At 67.5% G+C, this 17,759-nt stretch carries 15 protein-coding genes; 9 read left to right on the top strand and 6 right to left on the bottom strand.

Annotated elements, in window-relative coordinates; genetic code table 11:
* Positions 1-148: 148 nt before the first annotated feature.
* The 5 genes from sucB to M1L58_RS21855 all read left to right on the top strand — a co-directional run bounded on the left by sucB (position 149) and on the right by M1L58_RS21855 (position 5,456).
* Positions 149-1,894, top strand: coding sequence for a 2-oxoglutarate dehydrogenase, E2 component, dihydrolipoamide succinyltransferase (sucB, locus tag M1L58_RS21875; protein WP_248660456.1), 1,746 nt, complete (start codon positions 149-151; stop codon positions 1,892-1,894).
* A 33-nt stretch (positions 1,895-1,927) separates the two neighbouring features.
* Positions 1,928-2,824 (top strand): TIGR01777 family oxidoreductase, encoded by an 897-nt coding sequence (locus M1L58_RS21870; RefSeq protein WP_006867847.1) that lies wholly within the window; start codon positions 1,928-1,930, stop codon positions 2,822-2,824.
* The gene (gene lipB / locus M1L58_RS21865) at positions 2,821-3,537 is read left to right on the top strand and encodes a lipoyl(octanoyl) transferase LipB (protein ID WP_006867848.1); all 717 of its coding nucleotides are present in this window, start codon (positions 2,821-2,823) and stop codon (positions 3,535-3,537) included. Before M1L58_RS21870 ends, lipB begins: the two co-directional genes overlap by 4 nt.
* Positions 3,534-4,646, top strand: a complete 1,113-nt coding sequence (lipA, locus tag M1L58_RS21860) for a lipoyl synthase (RefSeq protein WP_248660455.1) — start codon at positions 3,534-3,536, stop codon at positions 4,644-4,646. Before lipB ends, lipA begins: the two co-directional genes overlap by 4 nt.
* A gap of 66 nt (positions 4,647-4,712) precedes the next feature.
* Positions 4,713-5,456 (top strand): DUF4191 domain-containing protein, encoded by a 744-nt coding sequence (locus M1L58_RS21855; protein ID WP_248660454.1) that lies wholly within the window; start codon positions 4,713-4,715, stop codon positions 5,454-5,456.
* A 78-nt stretch (positions 5,457-5,534) separates the two neighbouring features.
* Here the strand turns inward: M1L58_RS21855 and M1L58_RS21850 are convergent, their stop codons facing one another.
* Complete coding sequence (locus M1L58_RS21850; protein WP_006867851.1) at positions 5,535-6,038, bottom strand: transporter; 504 nt, start codon at positions 6,036-6,038, stop codon at positions 5,535-5,537.
* A gap of 324 nt (positions 6,039-6,362) precedes the next feature.
* Here M1L58_RS21850 and glnA (M1L58_RS21845) point away from each other — a divergent pair, with 324 nt between their 5' ends.
* Positions 6,363-7,796: a type I glutamate--ammonia ligase gene (gene glnA / locus M1L58_RS21845; protein ID WP_006867852.1), complete on the top strand. Its 1,434-nt coding sequence runs from the start codon at positions 6,363-6,365 to the stop codon at positions 7,794-7,796.
* A gap of 13 nt (positions 7,797-7,809) precedes the next feature.
* On the opposite strand, the gene M1L58_RS21840 is transcribed toward glnA (M1L58_RS21845), so the two are convergent.
* Complete coding sequence (locus tag M1L58_RS21840) at positions 7,810-9,339, bottom strand: MFS transporter (protein WP_248660453.1); 1,530 nt, start codon at positions 9,337-9,339, stop codon at positions 7,810-7,812.
* A gap of 97 nt (positions 9,340-9,436) precedes the next feature.
* Between M1L58_RS21840 and M1L58_RS21835 the strand changes: the two genes are divergently transcribed.
* Positions 9,437-10,207, top strand: a complete 771-nt coding sequence (locus tag M1L58_RS21835) for a TetR/AcrR family transcriptional regulator (protein ID WP_248660452.1) — start codon at positions 9,437-9,439, stop codon at positions 10,205-10,207.
* Positions 10,208-10,286: 79 nt separating this feature from the next.
* Complete coding sequence (locus M1L58_RS21830; protein ID WP_006867855.1) at positions 10,287-10,472, top strand: hypothetical protein; 186 nt, start codon at positions 10,287-10,289, stop codon at positions 10,470-10,472.
* Between the two features lie 22 nt (positions 10,473-10,494).
* On the opposite strand, the gene M1L58_RS21825 is transcribed toward M1L58_RS21830, so the two are convergent.
* The 4 genes from M1L58_RS21825 to glnA (M1L58_RS21810) all read right to left on the bottom strand — a co-directional run bounded on the left by M1L58_RS21825 (position 10,495) and on the right by glnA (M1L58_RS21810) (position 16,547).
* Positions 10,495-11,154: a biliverdin-producing heme oxygenase gene (locus M1L58_RS21825; protein ID WP_248660451.1), complete on the bottom strand. Its 660-nt coding sequence runs from the start codon at positions 11,152-11,154 to the stop codon at positions 10,495-10,497.
* Positions 11,151-12,101 carry an endonuclease/exonuclease/phosphatase family protein gene (locus tag M1L58_RS21820; RefSeq protein ID WP_248660450.1) on the bottom strand — a complete coding sequence of 317 codons (951 nt, stop codon included), beginning with the start codon at positions 12,099-12,101 and terminating at the stop codon, positions 11,151-11,153. The genes M1L58_RS21825 and M1L58_RS21820 overlap by 4 nt, the downstream gene beginning before the upstream one ends.
* A 27-nt stretch (positions 12,102-12,128) precedes the next feature.
* Entirely contained in the window at positions 12,129-15,140 is a 3,012-nt protein-coding gene (locus M1L58_RS21815; protein WP_248660449.1) for a bifunctional [glutamine synthetase] adenylyltransferase/[glutamine synthetase]-adenylyl-L-tyrosine phosphorylase, read from the bottom strand.
* Positions 15,141-15,206: 66 nt separating this feature from the next.
* On the bottom strand, positions 15,207-16,547 hold the full coding sequence (gene glnA, locus M1L58_RS21810) for a type I glutamate--ammonia ligase (protein WP_040536757.1): 1,341 nt from the start codon (positions 16,545-16,547) through the stop codon (positions 15,207-15,209).
* A 327-nt stretch (positions 16,548-16,874) separates the two neighbouring features.
* On the opposite strand from glnA (M1L58_RS21810), the gene panB reads away from it, so the two are divergent.
* Positions 16,875-17,729: a 3-methyl-2-oxobutanoate hydroxymethyltransferase gene (panB, locus tag M1L58_RS21805; protein WP_248660448.1), complete on the top strand. Its 855-nt coding sequence runs from the start codon at positions 16,875-16,877 to the stop codon at positions 17,727-17,729.
* The last annotated feature ends 30 nt before the right edge of the window (positions 17,730-17,759 follow it).

The raw sequence follows: 17,759 nt of genomic DNA, 5'->3' as shown, positions 1-17,759 counted from the left end.
ACGGGTAGGGTGATCCGCGGGGACGAGTGGCTGATCCGCCACCCGTCTCGGCGGTCCCCCCGACTGCTTCCCACCCCCGTGCCCACGGAGCACACACCGACGGGCCACCCCCTACAGACCACCACGTCGAGTTCAGGAGTTCACAACGATGGCCTTCTCCGTCCAGATGCCCGCCCTTGGTGAAAGTGTCACCGAGGGGACAGTCACCCGGTGGCTGAAGGAGGAGGGCGACACCGTTGAGGCCGACGAGCCCTTGCTCGAGGTCTCGACCGACAAGGTCGACACGGAGATCCCCGCCCCGACCTCGGGCGTTCTGACGAAGATCCTCGCCCAGGAAGACGACGTCGTCGAGGTCGGTGGCGAACTCGCACTGATCGGCGACGCCGACGAGGCCGGCTCGGACGATTCGGCCGGTGGCGACGAGCCCACCGAGGCCGCCCCCGAGCCCGAACCCGAGGAGGCGGCCGAGGAGCCGTCCACCGAGGAAGAGGCACCCGCCGAGAAGCCCACCGCCGACACCGGTTCCGGCTCGGCCGAGGGCACCGACGTCCTGATGCCCGAGCTCGGCGAGTCCGTCACCGAGGGCACGGTGACCAACTGGCTCAAGGCCGTCGGCGACGAGGTCGCCGCCGACGAACCGCTGCTCGAGGTCTCCACCGACAAGGTCGACACCGAGATCCCGTCGCCGGTCGCCGGCACCCTGCTCGAGATCCTTGCCGAAGAGGACGACGTCGTCGAGGTCGGCGGCAAGCTGGCCGTCATCGGTGACGCCTCGGCCGCGCCGTCCAAGAAGGAGCCGGAACCCGAGCCCGAGCCGGAGCCGGAGCCGGAGGCCAAGGAAGAGCCGAAGGAAGAGCCCAAGCCGGAACCGAAGCCCGAGCCCAAGGAAGAGCCGAAGGCGCAGGCCCCCGCGAAGTCGGACCCGCCGACCGTCGAGTCGACCCCGTACGTGACCCCGCTCGTGCGCAAGCTGGCCGCGGAGAACAACATCGACCTGAACTCGATCAAGGGCACCGGTGTCGGTGGCCGTATCCGCAAGCAGGACGTGCTGGCCGCAGCCGAGGCCGCCAAGAAGCCGGCCGCCGCACCGGAGAAGAAGGCCGAGCCGGCCGCCGCCGCGTCTTCGTCGTCGTCGTCGGCCTCGCCGGAGATCCGCCCGGAGCTCGCCGAGCTACGCGGAACCACCCAGAAGATCAACCGGATCCGCCAGATCACCGCCAAGAAGACCCGCGAGTCGCTGCAGCAGTCCGCTCAGCTCACGCAGGTGTTCGAGGTCGACATGAGCAAGATCGTCAGCCTCCGCAAGGCGGCGAAGGACAACTTCAAGGCGTCCGAGGGTGTCAACCTGACCTTCCTGCCGTTCATCGCCAAGGCCGTCGTCGAGGCGCTGAAGGCGCACCCGAACGTCAACGCGTCGATCGACGAGGACGCCAAGGAGATCACCTACTACGACAAGGTGCACCTCGGCATCGCGGTCGACACCCCGCAGGGTCTGCTGTCGCCGGTCATCCACAACGCCGACGACCTGTCGGTGGCCGGCCTCGCCCGCGCCATCGCCGACATCGCGGCGCGTGCACGCTCCAACGGCCTCAAGCCCGACGAGCTCGCCGGCGGCACCTTCACCATCACCAACATCGGTAGCCAGGGCGCGCTGTTCGACACCCCGATCCTGGTCCCGCCGCAGGCGGCGATGCTGGGCACCGGTGCGATCGTCAAGCGCCCGGTCGTCATCACCGACGAGGACGGTTCGGAATCGATCGCGGTGCGGTCGATGTCGTACCTGCCGCTGACCTACGACCACCGCCTCATCGACGGCGCCGACGCGGGCCGCTTCCTCACCACCGTGAAGAAGCGCCTCGAAGAGGCTTCGTTCGCCGCGGACCTGGGTCTCTAGGCAACCGCCGAGCCGACGACGCCGAGGCAAGCGATGCGCATAGCCGTCGCAGGTTCACAGGGCCTCATCGGGAACGCCCTGGTCAACTCGCTGCGCGCGGCGGGCCACACGGTCATCCGTCTGGTCCGCCGCGAGGCACTCGCCGACGACGAGTTCAGTTGGGATCCCGAGACCATCGGGATGCCGCCGGAGAGCCTCGACGGCGTCGACGCGGTGGTCTCGCTCGGCGGGGTCGGTGTCGGCAACGGCCGGTGGACCGGCCGGTTCAAGCAGGAATTGCGCGACTCCCGCATCACGCCGACCGAGGTGCTCGCCGAGGCCGTACGCGACCTCGGCATCCCGACCTTCATCAGCGCCAGCGCGACCGGCTACTACGGCGACACCGGAACCCGGGCCGCGGTCGAAACCGACGGTCCCGGTGAGGGTTTCCTCGCCGAGCTGGTAGTCGACTGGGAGAGGGCCGCGACCACCAACGCCGGCCCCGACACCCGCGTCGTCCTGCTCCGGACCGCGCCGGTCCTCAGCTCACAGGGCGGTCTGCTCGGAAAGCTCCGTCCGCTGTTCAAGCTCGGGCTCGGCGGCCCGATCGGCAACGGCAAGCAGTACTTCTCCTGGATCAGCCTCATCGACGAGGTGCGGGCGATCGAGTTCCTCCTCGACTCCCCCGACATCGCCGGCCCGGTCAACCTGAGCGCCCCCGGATCGCTGCCCTTCGGCGAGTTCTGCAAGGCGCTCGGCAAGGCCGTGCACCGGCCCGCCGTGATGCAGGTGCCGGAGTTCGTGGCGCGCCGCGTCGGCGGCGAGATGGCCGAGGAAATGATTCTGTTCAGTCAACGCGTTGAACCCCACGTGCTCACCGACCACGGATTCACGTTCAACCACCCCGAGATCCGCGAGGCGCTGGCCTACGCGACGAAGCCGGCAACATGACCCACCGTTCCGTCCGCTCCGACTCGGCACCTGTCGAGGTCCGGCACCTGGGCACCGTCGACTACCGCGATGCCTACGAGATGCAGCACCGGCTCGCCGCCGAGCGTGCCGATGGCACGCTCGACCACGACGTGCTCCTCCTGCTCGAACACCCGTCGACCTACACCGCGGGCAAACGCACCGAGGACGCCGACCGCCCCACCAACGGCGCACCGGTCATCGACGTCGACCGCGGTGGCCGCATCACCTGGCACGGACCGGGACAGCTCGTCGGCTATCCGATCGTGAAGCTCGCCGAGCCGCTCGACGTCGTCGAATACGTCCGACGCCTCGAGAGCGCCCTCATCTCCGTGTGCGCCGGTCTCGGCGTCACCACCGGCCGCGTCGAAGGACGCTCGGGCGTGTGGATCGACGACGACGCGGGTGAACGCAAGCTCGGCCAGATCGGGATCCGTGTTGCTCGCGGTGTCGCGCTGCACGGGTTCGCGCTCAACATCGACCCGGACATGTCGGCCTTCGAGGCCATCGTGCCGTGCGGGATCGCCGACGCCGGCGTCACCTCGCTGTCGCGTGAACTGGCACAACCGATCTCGGTCGCCTCTCTTCTCGACACCGTCGCGGCCGCCGTGCTCGACGCCCTGGACACCCCGCGGGAGGCCGCTCCGACGGCGTCCGAGGGGCCCGCGACAGCGAGCGTAGGATCGGTCCGGTGACCGCGTCCCCCCTCACCCCCGGACCCGGTGCCCCCGACGCCACACCCCCGGCCTCGGCACCCGCACCGAGGACCCCCGCACCTCAGACCAGCGCTCCCGCCTCGCCCGCTCCCGAGGGCCGCAAGCTGCTGCGCCTCGAGGTGCGCAACGCGCAGACCCCGATCGAGCGCAAGCCCAGCTGGATCAAGACCCGCGCGACGATGGGCCCGGAGTTCACCGAACTCAAGGGACTCGTCAAGCGCGAGGGCCTGCACACCGTCTGCGAAGAGGCCGGCTGTCCCAACATCTACGAATGCTGGGAAGACCGCGAGGCCACCTTCCTCATCGGCGGCGAGCAGTGCACCCGACGCTGCGACTTCTGCCAGATCGACACCGGCAAGCCCGCCGAACTCGACCGCGACGAGCCGCGCCGCGTCGCCGAGAGCGTCCAGGCCATGGGTCTGCGCTACTCGACGATCACCGGCGTCGCCCGCGATGATCTGCCCGACGAGGGTGCGTGGCTCTACGCCGAGACCGTCCGCGCCATCCACCGGCTCAACCCCGGCACCGGCGTCGAGAACCTGATCCCGGACTTCCACGCCAAGCCGGATCTGCTGGCCGAGGTCTTCGAGGCCCGGCCCGAGGTGTTGGCCCACAACCTCGAGACGGTGCCCCGCATCTTCAAGCGCATCCGTCCGGCGTTCCGGTACGAGCGCTCCCTCGAGGTCATCACCGCCGCTCGCGATTTCGGCCTGGTGACCAAGTCGAACCTGATCCTCGGCATGGGCGAGACCCCCGAAGAGGTGCAGTCGGCGATCATCGACCTCCACGAGGCCGGTTGCGACATCCTGACGATCACACAGTACCTGCGTCCCTCGCCGCGGCACCACCCCGTCGAGCGGTGGGTCAAGCCGGAGGAGTTCGTCGACCACTCGGAGTTCGCTCAGGAAGTCGGCTTCGCCGGTGTCATGGCCGGGCCGCTGGTGCGCTCGTCCTACCGCGCGGGGCGCCTGTACGCGCAGGCCATGGCACATCACGGCCGGGAGATCTCGCCCGCCCTGGCGCACCTCGCGGCCGAGGGTTCGGCCAGCCAGGAGGCGTCCAGCCTGATGGCCCGCCTCGCGCGCTGACCGCACCCATTCCCCGCGCGCCGACCATGCGGCAAGTCACCAGACGACCGGACGTAAACTGGCCGTATGGCAAAGGCGCAGTCCGTGAGCAAGGAAGCAAAGGCCGCTAAGAAGCAGGCCCGCAAGGCTGCATCGAAGGAACGGCGCCAGCAGTTGTGGCAGGCGTTCCAGATGCAGCGCAAGGAAGACAAGCGACTCATCCCCTACATGGTGGGTGTGATCGTCCTGTCCGTCGCCGTGTTCACCGGGCTCGGCTTCCTGCTGGGTTCGCCGTGGCTGCTGATCCCGCTCGGCGTCGTGCTGGGTGTGCTCGGCGCGTTCATCCTGTTCGGCCGTCGTGTGCAGAAGAACGTCTACACCAAGGCCGAGGGACAGCCCGGTGCCGCCGGTTGGGCGCTGGGCAACATGCGCGGCCAGTGGCGCGTCGCCCAGGCCGTCTCGGGTACCTCGCACCTCGACGCCGTGCACCGCGTGATCGGCAAGCCGGGCGTGATCCTCGTCGGTGAGGGCTCCCCCACCCGCGTGAAGTCCCTGCTGAACCAGGAGAAGAAGAAGGCCGCCCGCGTCGTCGGCGACACCCCGATCTACGAGATCATGGTCGGCAACGACGACGGCCAGGTCCCGCTGTCCAAGCTCGAGCGGCACATCAACAAGCTGCCCAACAACATCGACCGCAAGCGCATGGAGACCCTCGAGGGCCGTCTCGCCGCACTCAGCAGCAAGGCTCCCGGTCCCGGCATGCCGAAGGGCCCGCTGCCCGGCAACGCGAAGATGAAGAGCATGCAGCGCACCGCGCGTCGTCGCGGCTGACGCGAAACACTCCACCTACGAAGAAACCCCACGACCCGCTCGGGTCGTGGGTTTTCTCGTTGTGTTCCCGGATTCGGCTCAACGGGTCCGCAGAATCGCCGTCCCGGTCGCGCGGTCGTGCAGGGCGCGACCGTTGTAGTCGTTGATCAGGGCCGGAACGAGGAACACCATCAGCAGCTGGCGGAAGAAGGCCCGCACGATGCCGACCGACGCCGGGCTCTCCGTGCCGGCGGCCTCGGCAGCGTTGCGCTCCGGGCCGTAGTCGACACGGGCAACCCGCATGCCGACCGCGAACTGGCCGGGGGTGAAACCGAACAGCGAGACCGCGAAGATCCCCATCACGAACCAGATGCCGAGCTGGGTGGTGCCCAGGACCGAGGACTCGAATCCGACGAACAGGATGGCGAGACCGCCGGCGATCAGCCAGTCGACGAGGAGTCCGGCCACGCGCGGCCAACCGGTGGCCAGCGAACCGGGTCCGGATGCGGGCAGGCCGAGGTCCTGACCGCGAAAATCGTTGTCGACGCCGTCGCCGGGACCGATCTGCGGTCCCGACAGCCAGGAACCGGTTACTCGTCCCATCGTGATGACTCCTCTCGCGGCCGCGGCGCGTCGTCGACGACCACGGCATTCCTTGGTGTCCATCGTAGTCGGGGCCGTTACCCCTACCTCCCTCCCCGGTCTCCGCAGCGGGCTAGGGTGGGAACTGCCGAGTGCGTTCACCGAGGTATGAGCCGTGTGTCGCCAAGAACACCGGGTGTGTAACACGGGGGAAACACGGACTTGACGCCTGGGCAACTTCGCCTCCATACGGTTGCCGCTGAGATCCGCTGCTGTTTCTCGGTGGCGGATGTGTGTGGCGTGTCAGTACCACTGACCACCCGATCACGAAGGAGTCACCGCACGGTGTACAGCAGTAAAGAAGAACTACTCGAGGGCATCAAGAAGGAAGGTGTCGAGTACGTCGACATCCGATTCTGCGACCTGCCCGGTGTCATGCAGCACTTCTCGATCCCCGCTTCGGCGTTCGACGAGAGCGTGTTCGAGGACGGTCTGGCATTCGACGGTTCGTCGGTGCGCGGCTTCCAGTCGATCAACGAGTCGGACATGATGCTGCTGCCCGACCCGGCCACCGCGCGGATCGATCCTTTCCGCAAGGCGAAGACGATGAACATCAGCTTCTTCGTCCACGACCCGTTCACCCGCGAGGCCTACAGCCGCGACCCGCGTAACGTTGCGCGCAAGGCCGAGGACTACCTGGCCTCGACCGGCATCGCCGACACCTGCTTCTTCGGCGCAGAGGCCGAGTTCTACATCTTCGACTCGGTGTCCTTCGGCTCGGAGATGAACGGCACCTTCTACGAGATCGAGTCGGAGTCGGGCTGGTGGAACACCGCCTCGCCGAGCGATCCCGACGGCAGCCCCAACCTGGGCTACAAGGTCCGCCCCAAGGGTGGTTACTTCCCGGTTGCTCCGTACGACCACTACGTCGACCTGCGCGACGAGATGTCGACCAACCTGCAGAACTCGGGCTTCGAGCTCGAGCGCGGCCACCACGAGGTCGGCACCGCGGGCCAGGCGGAGATCAACTACAAGTTCAACACGCTGCTCCACGCGGCCGATGACGTGCAGCTGTTCAAGTACATCATCAAGAACACCGCGTGGCAGAACGGCAAGTCGGTCACCTTCATGCCGAAGCCGCTCTTCGGTGACAACGGCTCGGGCATGCACGCCCATCAGTCGCTGTGGAAGGACGGCAAGCCGCTGTTCCACGACGAGGCCGGCTACGCAGGCCTGTCGGATCTGGCTCGCTACTACATCGGCGGCATCCTGCACCACGCCCCGTCGCTGCTGGCGTTCACCAACCCGACGGTCAACTCCTACAAGCGTCTGGTCCCGGGTTACGAGGCCCCGATCAACCTGGTCTACAGCCAGCGCAACCGTTCGGCCTGCGTGCGTATCCCGATCACCGGCAACAACCCGAAGGCCAAGCGCCTCGAGTTCCGTTGCCCGGACAGCTCGGGCAACCCGTACCTGGCGTTCGCGGCCATGATGATGGCCGGCCTGGACGGCATCAAGAACAAGATCGAGCCGCACGAGCCGGTCGACAAGGACCTCTACGAGCTCCCGCCGGAGGAGGCCAAGTCGATCCCGCAGGCGCCGACCTCGCTCGCCGCTGTCATCGACCGCCTCGAAGAGGATCACGAATACCTCACCGCCGGTGGCGTGTTCACCGAGGACCTCATCGAGACCTGGATCGCGCTGAAGCGTGAGAACGAGATCGAGCCGGTGCAGATCCGTCCGCACCCGTACGAGTTCTCGCTCTACTACGACTGCTGATCCCAGCACTCGACTACGACGCCCCGTCCGCGTTCTCGCGGACGGGGCGTTCGTCGTCTGTGAGGGCTTCGGCATGCTCCTCGCCGCGGAGCATCCACACCGCCAGCGCAGCCGAGACGACGAGGACACCGGCACCTGTCCATGCCGCGAGGACGAGTCCGTCGACGAAGGCGTGCCGGGCGGCGTCGAGCACCGCGGCACCCTGCTCGCCGGGGAGGTGCCGCACCGCCGCGACCGCACCTGCAAGACTTCGCGAAGCCTCCCCCTCGGCCAGCTCGGAGGGGAACGAGGTCCGGAACACCGCGTTGACGACGCTGCCCAGGATCGCTATGCCGAGCGCGCCACCGAACTCGCTCGAGGTCTCCAGCAACCCCGAGGTCGCACCCGCCCGCTCGGCCGGGGCGACACCGACGACGTAGTCGGCGATCATCGACGTCGTGGCGACGATCCCCGCGGCCAGCACCGACGCCCCGACCATGATCGGGAGGATCGAGTCGGTCCCCGTGCAGGATGCGAGGACGCCGAACCCGGCCGCACCCGTCACGAGACCGGCGACGATCACCGTCTGCCGCCCGACCCGTTGCGCGATCACGGCCGCCGCCGGTGCGACCGCGGCCACGGCGACCGACGGCAGCAGACTCCACAGGGCCGCGCGCAACGGCGAGTACCCCAGTACCGACTGCAGATACTGCGTCATCAGGATGGCGTTGCCCAGGAGGGCGAACAGACAGATGAGGTTCAACCACATCGAGCCGCCGAACCGGCGCTCGGCGAGCAGCCCGACGTCGACCATCGGTTCGTCGATCCGCCGCTGACGGAGAACGAAGAGCACCCCCGCGAGCACGCCGGCACCGAGGACCGCGAGACGACCCGGGGTGACGCCGTCGGCGGCGAGGTTCTTGATCGCCGCGACCGCCGGCAACACGGCCGCCAGTGCCAGTGCCGCACTGAGGACGTCGATTCGCCGCGACGGGGTGGCGGTGTCGCCGGGCAACAGCAACGGTGCGGCGACGAGCAGGGCGGCCATGATCGGCACGTTGATGAGGAACACCGACCCCCACCAGAAGTGCTCGAGCAGCAGCCCGCTGATGACCGGCCCGACGGCGACACCACCGGCGAGTACCGCATTCCAGGCCGCGATGGCCTTGGCACGCTGCCCGGCGTCGTCGAAGACGTGGCGGATCATCGCGAGGGTCGACGGCATGAGGGTCGCGCCCGCCACTGCAAGCAGCGCCCGGGCACCGATCAGCAACCCCGCCGACGTCGCGAATGCCGCCACCAGCGACGCCACACCGAAGCCGGTCGCGCCGATCATCAGCAGACGCCGGTGCCCGACGCGGTCGGCGACCGACCCCATCGTGAGCAACAGACCTGCCAGCACGAATCCGTAGACGTCGAAGATCCACAGTTGCTGTTCGGGCGTGGGCCCGAGGTCGGCGGCGATGTAGGGCACCGCGAAGAACAGGACGGAGACGTCCATCGAGACGATGAGCATCGGTAGACAGAGTGCGATCAGGGCGAACCATGGGGATCGAGTCGGCATGAGCGTCAGCTTTCTGTGTGCCTCATAGACTGTTTATGGAATACGCAGATCGTAGGTCCTAACTGTGTATGCCACAAGCAGAAAGTACGATGAGCCCATGCCCGACCCCCGCGACCTCACCCCTGGGACCGAACCGGCACGCCCGTTCCCCCGCTATCTCGACCTGCTGTGGGGCCGCGACGACCCGGCGCCCCGACGCGGCCCCCGCCCCACCCTGACCATCCGGGACATCGGCGAGATGGCCGCCGAGATCGCCGACGAACACGGCGTCGACGCGGTGTCGATGAAGGCGGTCGCGAACGGCCTGGGTCTGACGACGATGTCGCTGTACCGATACGTCGACAGCAAGGACGACCTGCTGGAGGTCATGATCGACACCGGCTTCGGCCCCTTCGACGCCGACGTGGCGGCCACCGGCACATGGCGGGAGCGACTCACCGGGTGGGCACTGACGGCCGCCGACGTCACGCGCCGCCGACCGTGGCTGGCGACCATCCCCCTACGACGACCGCCGGTCGGACCCAATGTCCTGTCATGGTCCGACGCCGGCGTGCGCGCCTTCGAGGACACCGGACTGACCGGGCAGCAGAAGCTCAGCGCGCTGCTCGTCGTCGACGGCTTCGTCCGCCACCACGTGCGCCAGGCGAGCCAGATGGGCATGCTCGGCTCTCCGACCCCCACCGGGGCCGTCGAGAACTCCTACGAGCGACTGGTGACCGAGTACGCCCACTCCGAGGTACTTCCGCATCTCGCCGCGGCGTTCGCCGACCCCTCGATGCAGAACTCCGACGACTTCTTTTCTGCGGAACTGGATTTCGGGCTGACGGTGATACTCGACGGAGTCGAACGTCTCATTGCGAGGACCTGAACAGACGGTGATGTGATCTACCGCACAAATGTGACTTCTTACTCTGCCAAACCACAATGTACGGCCTTAGTTTGGTCGCATGACCAGAGATGTGTATGTCGAAGACCTTGTCCCCGGTGACCGCATCAGCCTCGAGGGCACCCCGCGCGTGGTTCGCACCACCAGCCGACTCGACAACAATCAGTTGCGCATCGAACTGGTCAAGGGCAACGACGGCCTCCACGAGGTCGTGCTGGACCGCACCGTCAAGCTCCAGGTGAACTGAACCCCTACAGGTATTGCCGCTCTCAGGCGGCGCTGGCCGAATCGAGATCGCCGAAGACCGCTTGGTTGTGGCCGAATGCGGCGATCGCTTCGTCGACGAGCCGTTCCACCGCAGCGGCGTCGAGCGGCAGGGCGTCGAGCCGTGCGCGATAGGAATCCTTGTAGCGTTTGAGCTTCTCGATCTCGTCGAAGGTGTAGAAACTCAGCGCCGAAGAGTCGACGCCGTAGTGCTCACGCATGCGATGGGCCACGACCTGTCCCCCGCTCAGGTCGCCCAGGTATCGCGTGTAGTGGTGTGCCACATAGCGAGCCGGGTCATCTCGTGTGGCCTCGATGGCCTCGACGTACCGCGCGACGGCCGGCAGCGGCGCGAACGCACTCGGGTCGACGCCGAACGACGCCAGATCGGCACCGAGCCTCGGGAGTCGACGCAGCTTGTCGTCGATCACGGCTCCGGCAATCGGATCGTCGGCCAGGTCGTCGCCGACGGCTTCGAGGGCCTCGTAGATGAAGTACAGCTGTACAGCCAGTCTCTGGTACTCGCCGCTGTCGAGACGGCCCGACATCAGGTCATCGATGAAGGGAGCCGTCTCGGCGCGCTGATGCGCGGCTGCGGTCGCCTCGCGGAGGCGTTGGGAAATACTGGGGCCCGTGGCGTCGGGACCGGAGATGCTGGCGCTCATGATGCAATCAGTGATACCACCAGCGCCCGGTGATCGGAACCTGGCAGGTGGTGGCTGTCCATCGAGGTGGCCACGAATCCGCGCAGGATGACCCGATCGATGGCGACGAGCGGACGGTTGCCGATCCTCGTGTCCGTCGGATACGTCGGCAGGAAACCCGCGCCCGCCACGTCTGTACCGTCGACGAGCCCGTTGGTCAGCAGCTTGCGGTAGGTCGCGTGATTCCAGGTGGAGTTGAAGTCGCCGATCGCGATCACCCTGCCCGCGGGCAGTTTCGCGAAGTGGTCGGCCAGGATGCCCATGTCGTGGAACCAGCCGTCCTTCTCTCCCCACAGCGGCGCGGCCGGGTGAATGGCCAGCACGTGCGTACCGGGTGCACCGGGCAGGTCGGTGCGCGCCTGCAGGTTGTGCAGGACGGTGTCGGGGATGTTGAACCGATCCGACAGGGTCGCCTTGGTGAACAACGCAGTCCCCGCCGCGTACGAATACGGGATGGCGAACTCGTTCGGCAGGAGACGTGCGATCTCGCTGCCGCGAATACGTTGCAGCGCTTCGGGAGTCACCTCCTGCAGGGAGAGCATGTCGGGATCCGCCTCCGCCACGATCTCCTCCAGCGCTCCGATGTCACCGCCGCCGAAAAGCAGATTGGCGGACACGACGGTGAACTCCTCGCCCTGCGGGGTGCTTGCCGGGATCACCAGCGGGACCTGGGTGTACGCCAGCACACCGGATGCGACGAGCGCGATCGCCAGCATGAACCAGCGGCGCAACGCGGCGAAGATCGCGATGGCGACAAGGGCCGGGATGAGCGCGAAGGCCACCCCGCTCGTCAGATACAGCGCGACGTTCCCCCGCGAGGGATAGAAGTGCAGCCACACCGCCAGCACCACCCCGGCCAGCATCGCCCAGCCGAGGATGTACGCCGACACCCACAGAATTCTCTTCACTTGTCCCCCCGTACGGCAGCAGCGCTACTATGCGCCGAAGACCTTGAGCACCACGGCCTTTGCCCGGCGCGTCACCCGCAGGTAGTTCTCCAGGAAGTCCGCGGCCTGGTCCTCCGGCCAGCCTGCCGCATAGGCGATCTGTCGCAACTGCTTGCCCGGGCCCGGCAGCTGGTCGACCGGCTTTCCGCGCACCAGGACCAGCGCGTTGCGCGCCTTGGTCGCGGTGATCCAGGCGTTCTTGAGCAGCGCGACGTCGTTCTCCGACAACAACTCGGCCGCACCGATCGCATCGAGTGATTCCAGCGTCGAGGTGTTGTGGAGACTGCGGTAGCGGTGGGCGTAGCGCAGCTGCAGCAGCTGCACCGTCCACTCGATATCGGCGAGTCCGCCGCGGCCCAGCTTCGTGTGTGTGGCCGGATCGGCCCCACGCGGCAGCCGCTCGGCATCGACGCGGGCCTTGATGCGCCGGATCTCCTTGACCGCCTCGTTGCTGACCCCGCCGACCGGGTAGCGCACGTGGTCGATCATGTGCAGGAAGTCGATACCGAGAGCCTCGTCGCCGGCGACCTGGTGCGCACGCAGCAGCGCCTGCACCTCCCACGCCTGCGCCCACTGGGCGTAGTACGCGGAATAGGCGGCCAGGGTGCGCACAACCGGGCCGTTGCGCCCCTCCGGACGCAGTCCGGTGTCGACCTCGAGCGGCGGATCGGCGCTCGGGCTGCCGAGCGCCGAACGGACGGTCTCGGCGATGGTCTGCGACCACCGGACGGCCTCGGATTCGTCGGCCTCACGGTCGGGCTGGCACACGAACAGCACGTCGGCGTCAGACCCGTACCCGAGCTCCCCACCACCGAGCCGGCCCATGCCGATCACGGCAATGCGTGCAGGAGCAGGCTTCCCGCGATCCCGTTCGGAGATGTTGATCGCCACCGTCAGTGCGGCGTTGAGGACCGCGGCCCACACGCTCGACAGCGCCTTGCACACGGTCGGAACGTCCATGAGACCGAGCACGTCGGCCGACGCGACGCGGACGAGTTCCGCACGACGGTGCGAACGAGCCACGGCGACAGCCCGTTTCATGTCCTCCTGACGCACGGTCGAGGCGATGAGGCCCTTGGCCACGTCCTCGGGCCGGATGGCGCACAGTTTCGGCCCGTCGGGACCGTCGGAGTACTGGTGGATCACCTCGGGCGAACGCATGAGCATGTTCGCGATGAACTCCGAGGTGCCGAGCACCTTCATCAGGCGCTCGGCGACCACCCCGTCGTCGCGGAGCAGTCGCAGGAACCAGTCCTTGTCCTCGAGTGCCTCGCACAACCGGCGGTAGTTGAGCAGACCGGCGTCAGGATCCGGTGTGTCACCGATGTGTTCGAGCAACTGCGGGAGGATCAGCAGCTGGATCTGACCGCGGCGCCCGGGGGCGTTCGACAACGCCCGGATGTGACTGAGCGCGCGGTCGGGCATGGCGTAACCCAGTGCGGCCAGGCGCCTCTCGGCCGACTCGTCACTCAGCGTCAGCTCGTCGGGCTTGAAACGGGTGACCGCCTCGAGCAGCGGACGGTAGAACAGCTTCTGGTGCAGCCGCCGGACACGGAGGGTCTGATGCCGGATCTGTTCGCGCAGCACTCCGGTCGCGTCGAGCTCACCCTCACGACGGATGTGGGCCGCCCGCGCCAGCCAGCGCAGCCCCTCGGTGTCGTCGGGCTTCGGCAGCAGGTGCGTCCGCTTCATCCTCTGCAGCTGCAGCCGATGTTCGAGCAGTCGCAGGAACTGATACGACGCACTGAGATTCGCGCCGTCGTCGCGTCCGACGTAACCACCCGCGGTCAGCGCCGCCAGGGCACCGACCGTCGGCATCACCCGGAGTTCCTCGTCGACGCGGCCGTGGACCATCTGCAGCAGCTGGACCGCGAACTCGACGTCGCGCAGACTTCCCTGTCCCAGTTTGAGATTGCGGTCGCGCTCCCCCTCCGGGACCAGCGATTCGACGCGGCGCCGCATTTTCTGCACCTCGGGCACGAAGTCGGGACGCTCGGCGGCCTTCCACACCATCGGCTTGACCGCCGCGATGTACTCGTTCGCCAGTTCCATGTCGCCGGTCATCGCACGGGACTTCAGCAGCGCCTGGAACTCCCAGGTCTTGGCCCACCGCTCGTAGTACGCCACATGGGAATCCAATGTGCGGGTCAGTGCGCCCGACTTGCCCTCCGGGCGCAGCGCGGCGTCGACCTCGAAGAAGGCCAGCGAACCGATCCGCATCATCTCACCGGCGATCCGGGAGGCGACACCGTCGGCCGGATCGCTGACGAAGATGACGTCCACGTCGCTCACGTAGTTCAGTTCGCGCGCACCGCATTTGCCCATTGCGATGACGGCGATACGGACCGGGATCGGATCGTCGCCGCACACCTCGGTGAAGGCGACGGCGAGCGCCGCGGTCAGCGCGGCGTCGGCGAGGTCGGACAGGTAGGCGCCGACCTCGGGGAGCCACATCACCGGTTCGTCCTCGACCGTGGAGGCGACGTCGTGCGCGGCCAGCTGCAGGATCAGGTTGCGGTACGCCAGACGGAGCGCGACGACAGACTTCGGTCCGGTGAGCTTGGCGCGGTAGACACGGTTGCCCTTCTCGACCTCGCCCGGCACGGCTTCGGCGCCGACGGATTCGAGCATCCGGCGGTCGACCTCGTCGCGGTCGGGCAGCTCGTCGGCGAGCAGCAGACGCCACGTCGACGGCTCGGCGACGAGATGGTCGGCCAGGGCGTCGGACGAGCCGATGACACCGAACAGACGCCCGCGGAACGACTTGTTCGTGCGCAGCGTCGCGTCGATCTCGGACCACTCGTCCTCGACGGCTCCGCGCAGGCGGACGAGTGTGCGGAGAGCGAGGTCGGCGTCGGGTGCCCGCGACAGCGCCCACAGCACGTCGACGGACTCGGGCGTGTTCCAGCCGAGTTCGGCGAGATTCTGCGGCGCGGAGGTGTCGAGCAGACCCAACCGTCCTGCACTGGGTACCGCGCTGCGTCCCGGTCGTCGTGTCACATCACAAAAATAGCGGCCCGACCACCGGACACGACATCGCGGTCCCGAACAACCGGACCCAACCCCTTACAGCGGCAGGTAGTTCTTCAGCTCGTAGGGGGTGACCATGCTGCGGTACCCCGTCCACTCGCTCCACTTGTTGCGCAGGAAGTAGTCGAAGACGTGCTCGCCGAGGGCTTCCGCGACCAGCTCCGAGTTCTCCATCTTGGTGAGCGCGTCCGCCAGGCTGCCGGGCAGTTCCTGGTACCCCATCGCCCGACGCTCGGCCGTGGTGAGGGCCCAGACATCGTCCTCGGCCTCGTCGGGGAGCTCGTAGCCCTCCTCGATGCCCTTCAGGCCGGCGGCCAGCAGGACCGCGAAGGTCAGGTACGGGTTGCAGGCCGAGTCCGGGCTGCGCACCTCGATGCGACGCGACGACGCCTTGTTGGGCGTGTACAGCGGCAGCCGGATGAGCGCGGACCGGTTGGCGCCACCCCAGGTCGCGGCGGTCGGGGCCTCGCCACCGTGGATGAGGCGCTTGTAGCTGTTGACCCACTGGTTGGTGACGGCGCTGATCTCCGACGCGTGGTGCAGGATGCCGGCGATGAACTTCTTGCCGGTGGCCGACAGCTGCATCGGGTCGTCGGGGTTGTGGAAGGCGTTGATGTCGCCCTCGAACAGGCTCATGTGGGTGTGCATCGCCGAACCGGGATGCTCGCTGAACGGCTTCGGCATGAAGGTCGCCCACACGCCCTCGTTGATCGCGACCTCCTTGATGAGGTAGCGGAAGGTCATGACGTTGTCGGCCATCGACAGTGCGTCGGCGTAGCGGAGGTCGATCTCCTGCTGGCCCGGTGCGCCCTCGTGGTGGGAGAACTCGACCGAGATGCCCATCGACTCGAGGGCCTCGATGGCGTGGCGACGGAAGTTGGGCGCGGCGTCGTGGACGGCCTGGTCGAAGTAGCCGCCGGTGTCGGCCGGGGTCGGCACCGAACCGTCGAGCGGCGAGTCCTTGAGGAGGAAGAACTCGATCTCGGGGTGCACATAGCAGCTGAAGCCGAGGTCGGCGGCCTTGTTGAGCTGGCGACGCAGCACGTGGCGCGAATCGGCCCAGCTCGGGGTGCCGTCGGGCATCGCGATGTCGCAGAACATGCGGGCTGAGTGGTGGCGGCCGGCCGAGGTGGTCCACGGCAGGATCTGGAAGGTCGACGGGTCGGGCTTGGCGACGGTGTCCGCCTCCGACACACGAGAGAAGCCCTCGATGGCCGAGCCGTCGAAGCCGATGCCCTCGGAGAAGGCACCCTCGAGTTCGGCCGGCGCGATCGCCACGGACTTCAGATAACCGAGTACGTCGGTGAACCACAGTCGAACGAAACGGATGTCGCGCTCTTCGAGGGTCCGCAGCACGAATTCCTTTTGGCGATCCATGGTCGCCGACATTAGAAGTCGGCTGTTAAATCCGTGTTACACGCGCGACACCAACTCGCTGTCCTGCGGGTTTACCAAGGCCGTCCCATCATATGGGACGCAAAATTGTCGAGATGAGAAGGCCCGGAGCAGCCAGGATGCGAACACCGCCCGGCGCCCGTTGCGGATCCGACCGATTCCACGCCCGGATCGGTGTGACCAATTGCATAACCAGGGCCGGTCACACGGCATATCTGCGGTGACACAATGGCGCTTGTCCGTGTTCAACCCGGGTACCCGCCGCGCCCCCTCGGGCCAGCCGGGACTCGAGGCAGAAAAGAGACAACGATGTCCGAATCCTCGGTTTATGGTGCATCCACCTCCACCGCTGCCACCGACGCCCCCAAGCGTCGTGTGACCCGCATCCACCACCTCGCCCAGATGAAGTCCGAGGGCGAGAAGTGGCCGATGCTCACCGCCTACGACTACTCGACCGCGCGCATCTTCGATGCCGCCGAGATCCCCGTGCTGCTCGTCGGCGATTCGGCGGCCAACGTCGTCCTCGGCTACGACACCACCATCCCGGTGAACGTCGACGAGATGATCCCGCTGATCCGCGCCGTGGTTCGCGGTGCCCCGCACGCTCTCGTCGTCGCCGACATGCCCTTCGGCAGCTACGAGATCGGGCCGCAGCACGCCCTCGAGAACGCCTTCCGGATCTTCAAGGAGACCGGCGCACACGCGGTCAAGCTCGAAGGCGGCGAGCGCGTCGCCCCGCAGATCGCGGCCCTCACCGCCGCCGGCATCCCGGTCATGGCGCACATCGGGTTCACCCCGCAGAGCGTCAACGGCCTCGGCGGCTTCCGCGTCCAGGGTCGTGGTGACGGCGCCGACCAGCTCATCGCCGACGCCATCGCGGTCCAGGAGGCCGGCGCCTTCTCGGTCGTCATGGAGATGGTCCCCGCCGAGCTGGCCGGTCAGATCACCCGCAAGCTGACGATCCCGACCGTCGGCATCGGTGCCGGCAACGAGACCGACGCCCAGGTGCTGGTCTGGCAGGACATGGCCGGCCTCACCCACGGCAAGACCGCGAAGTTCGTCAAGCGCTTCGCCGACGTGGGCTCCGAATTGCGTTCGGCCGCCGAGCAGTACGCCGACGAGGTCCGTCGCAGCGTCTTCCCCGGCCCCGAGCACAGCTACTGACCGGCGATCCGTAGAAGTTGTGGACGCCAT

The organism is Gordonia sp. C13 (assembly GCF_023218005.1).
Taxonomy (GTDB): Bacteria; Actinomycetota; Actinomycetes; order Mycobacteriales; family Mycobacteriaceae; genus Gordonia; species Gordonia namibiensis.
The sequence above is the reverse complement of the archived record's forward strand: the minus strand, read 5'-3'. Positions and strand labels throughout refer to the sequence as shown.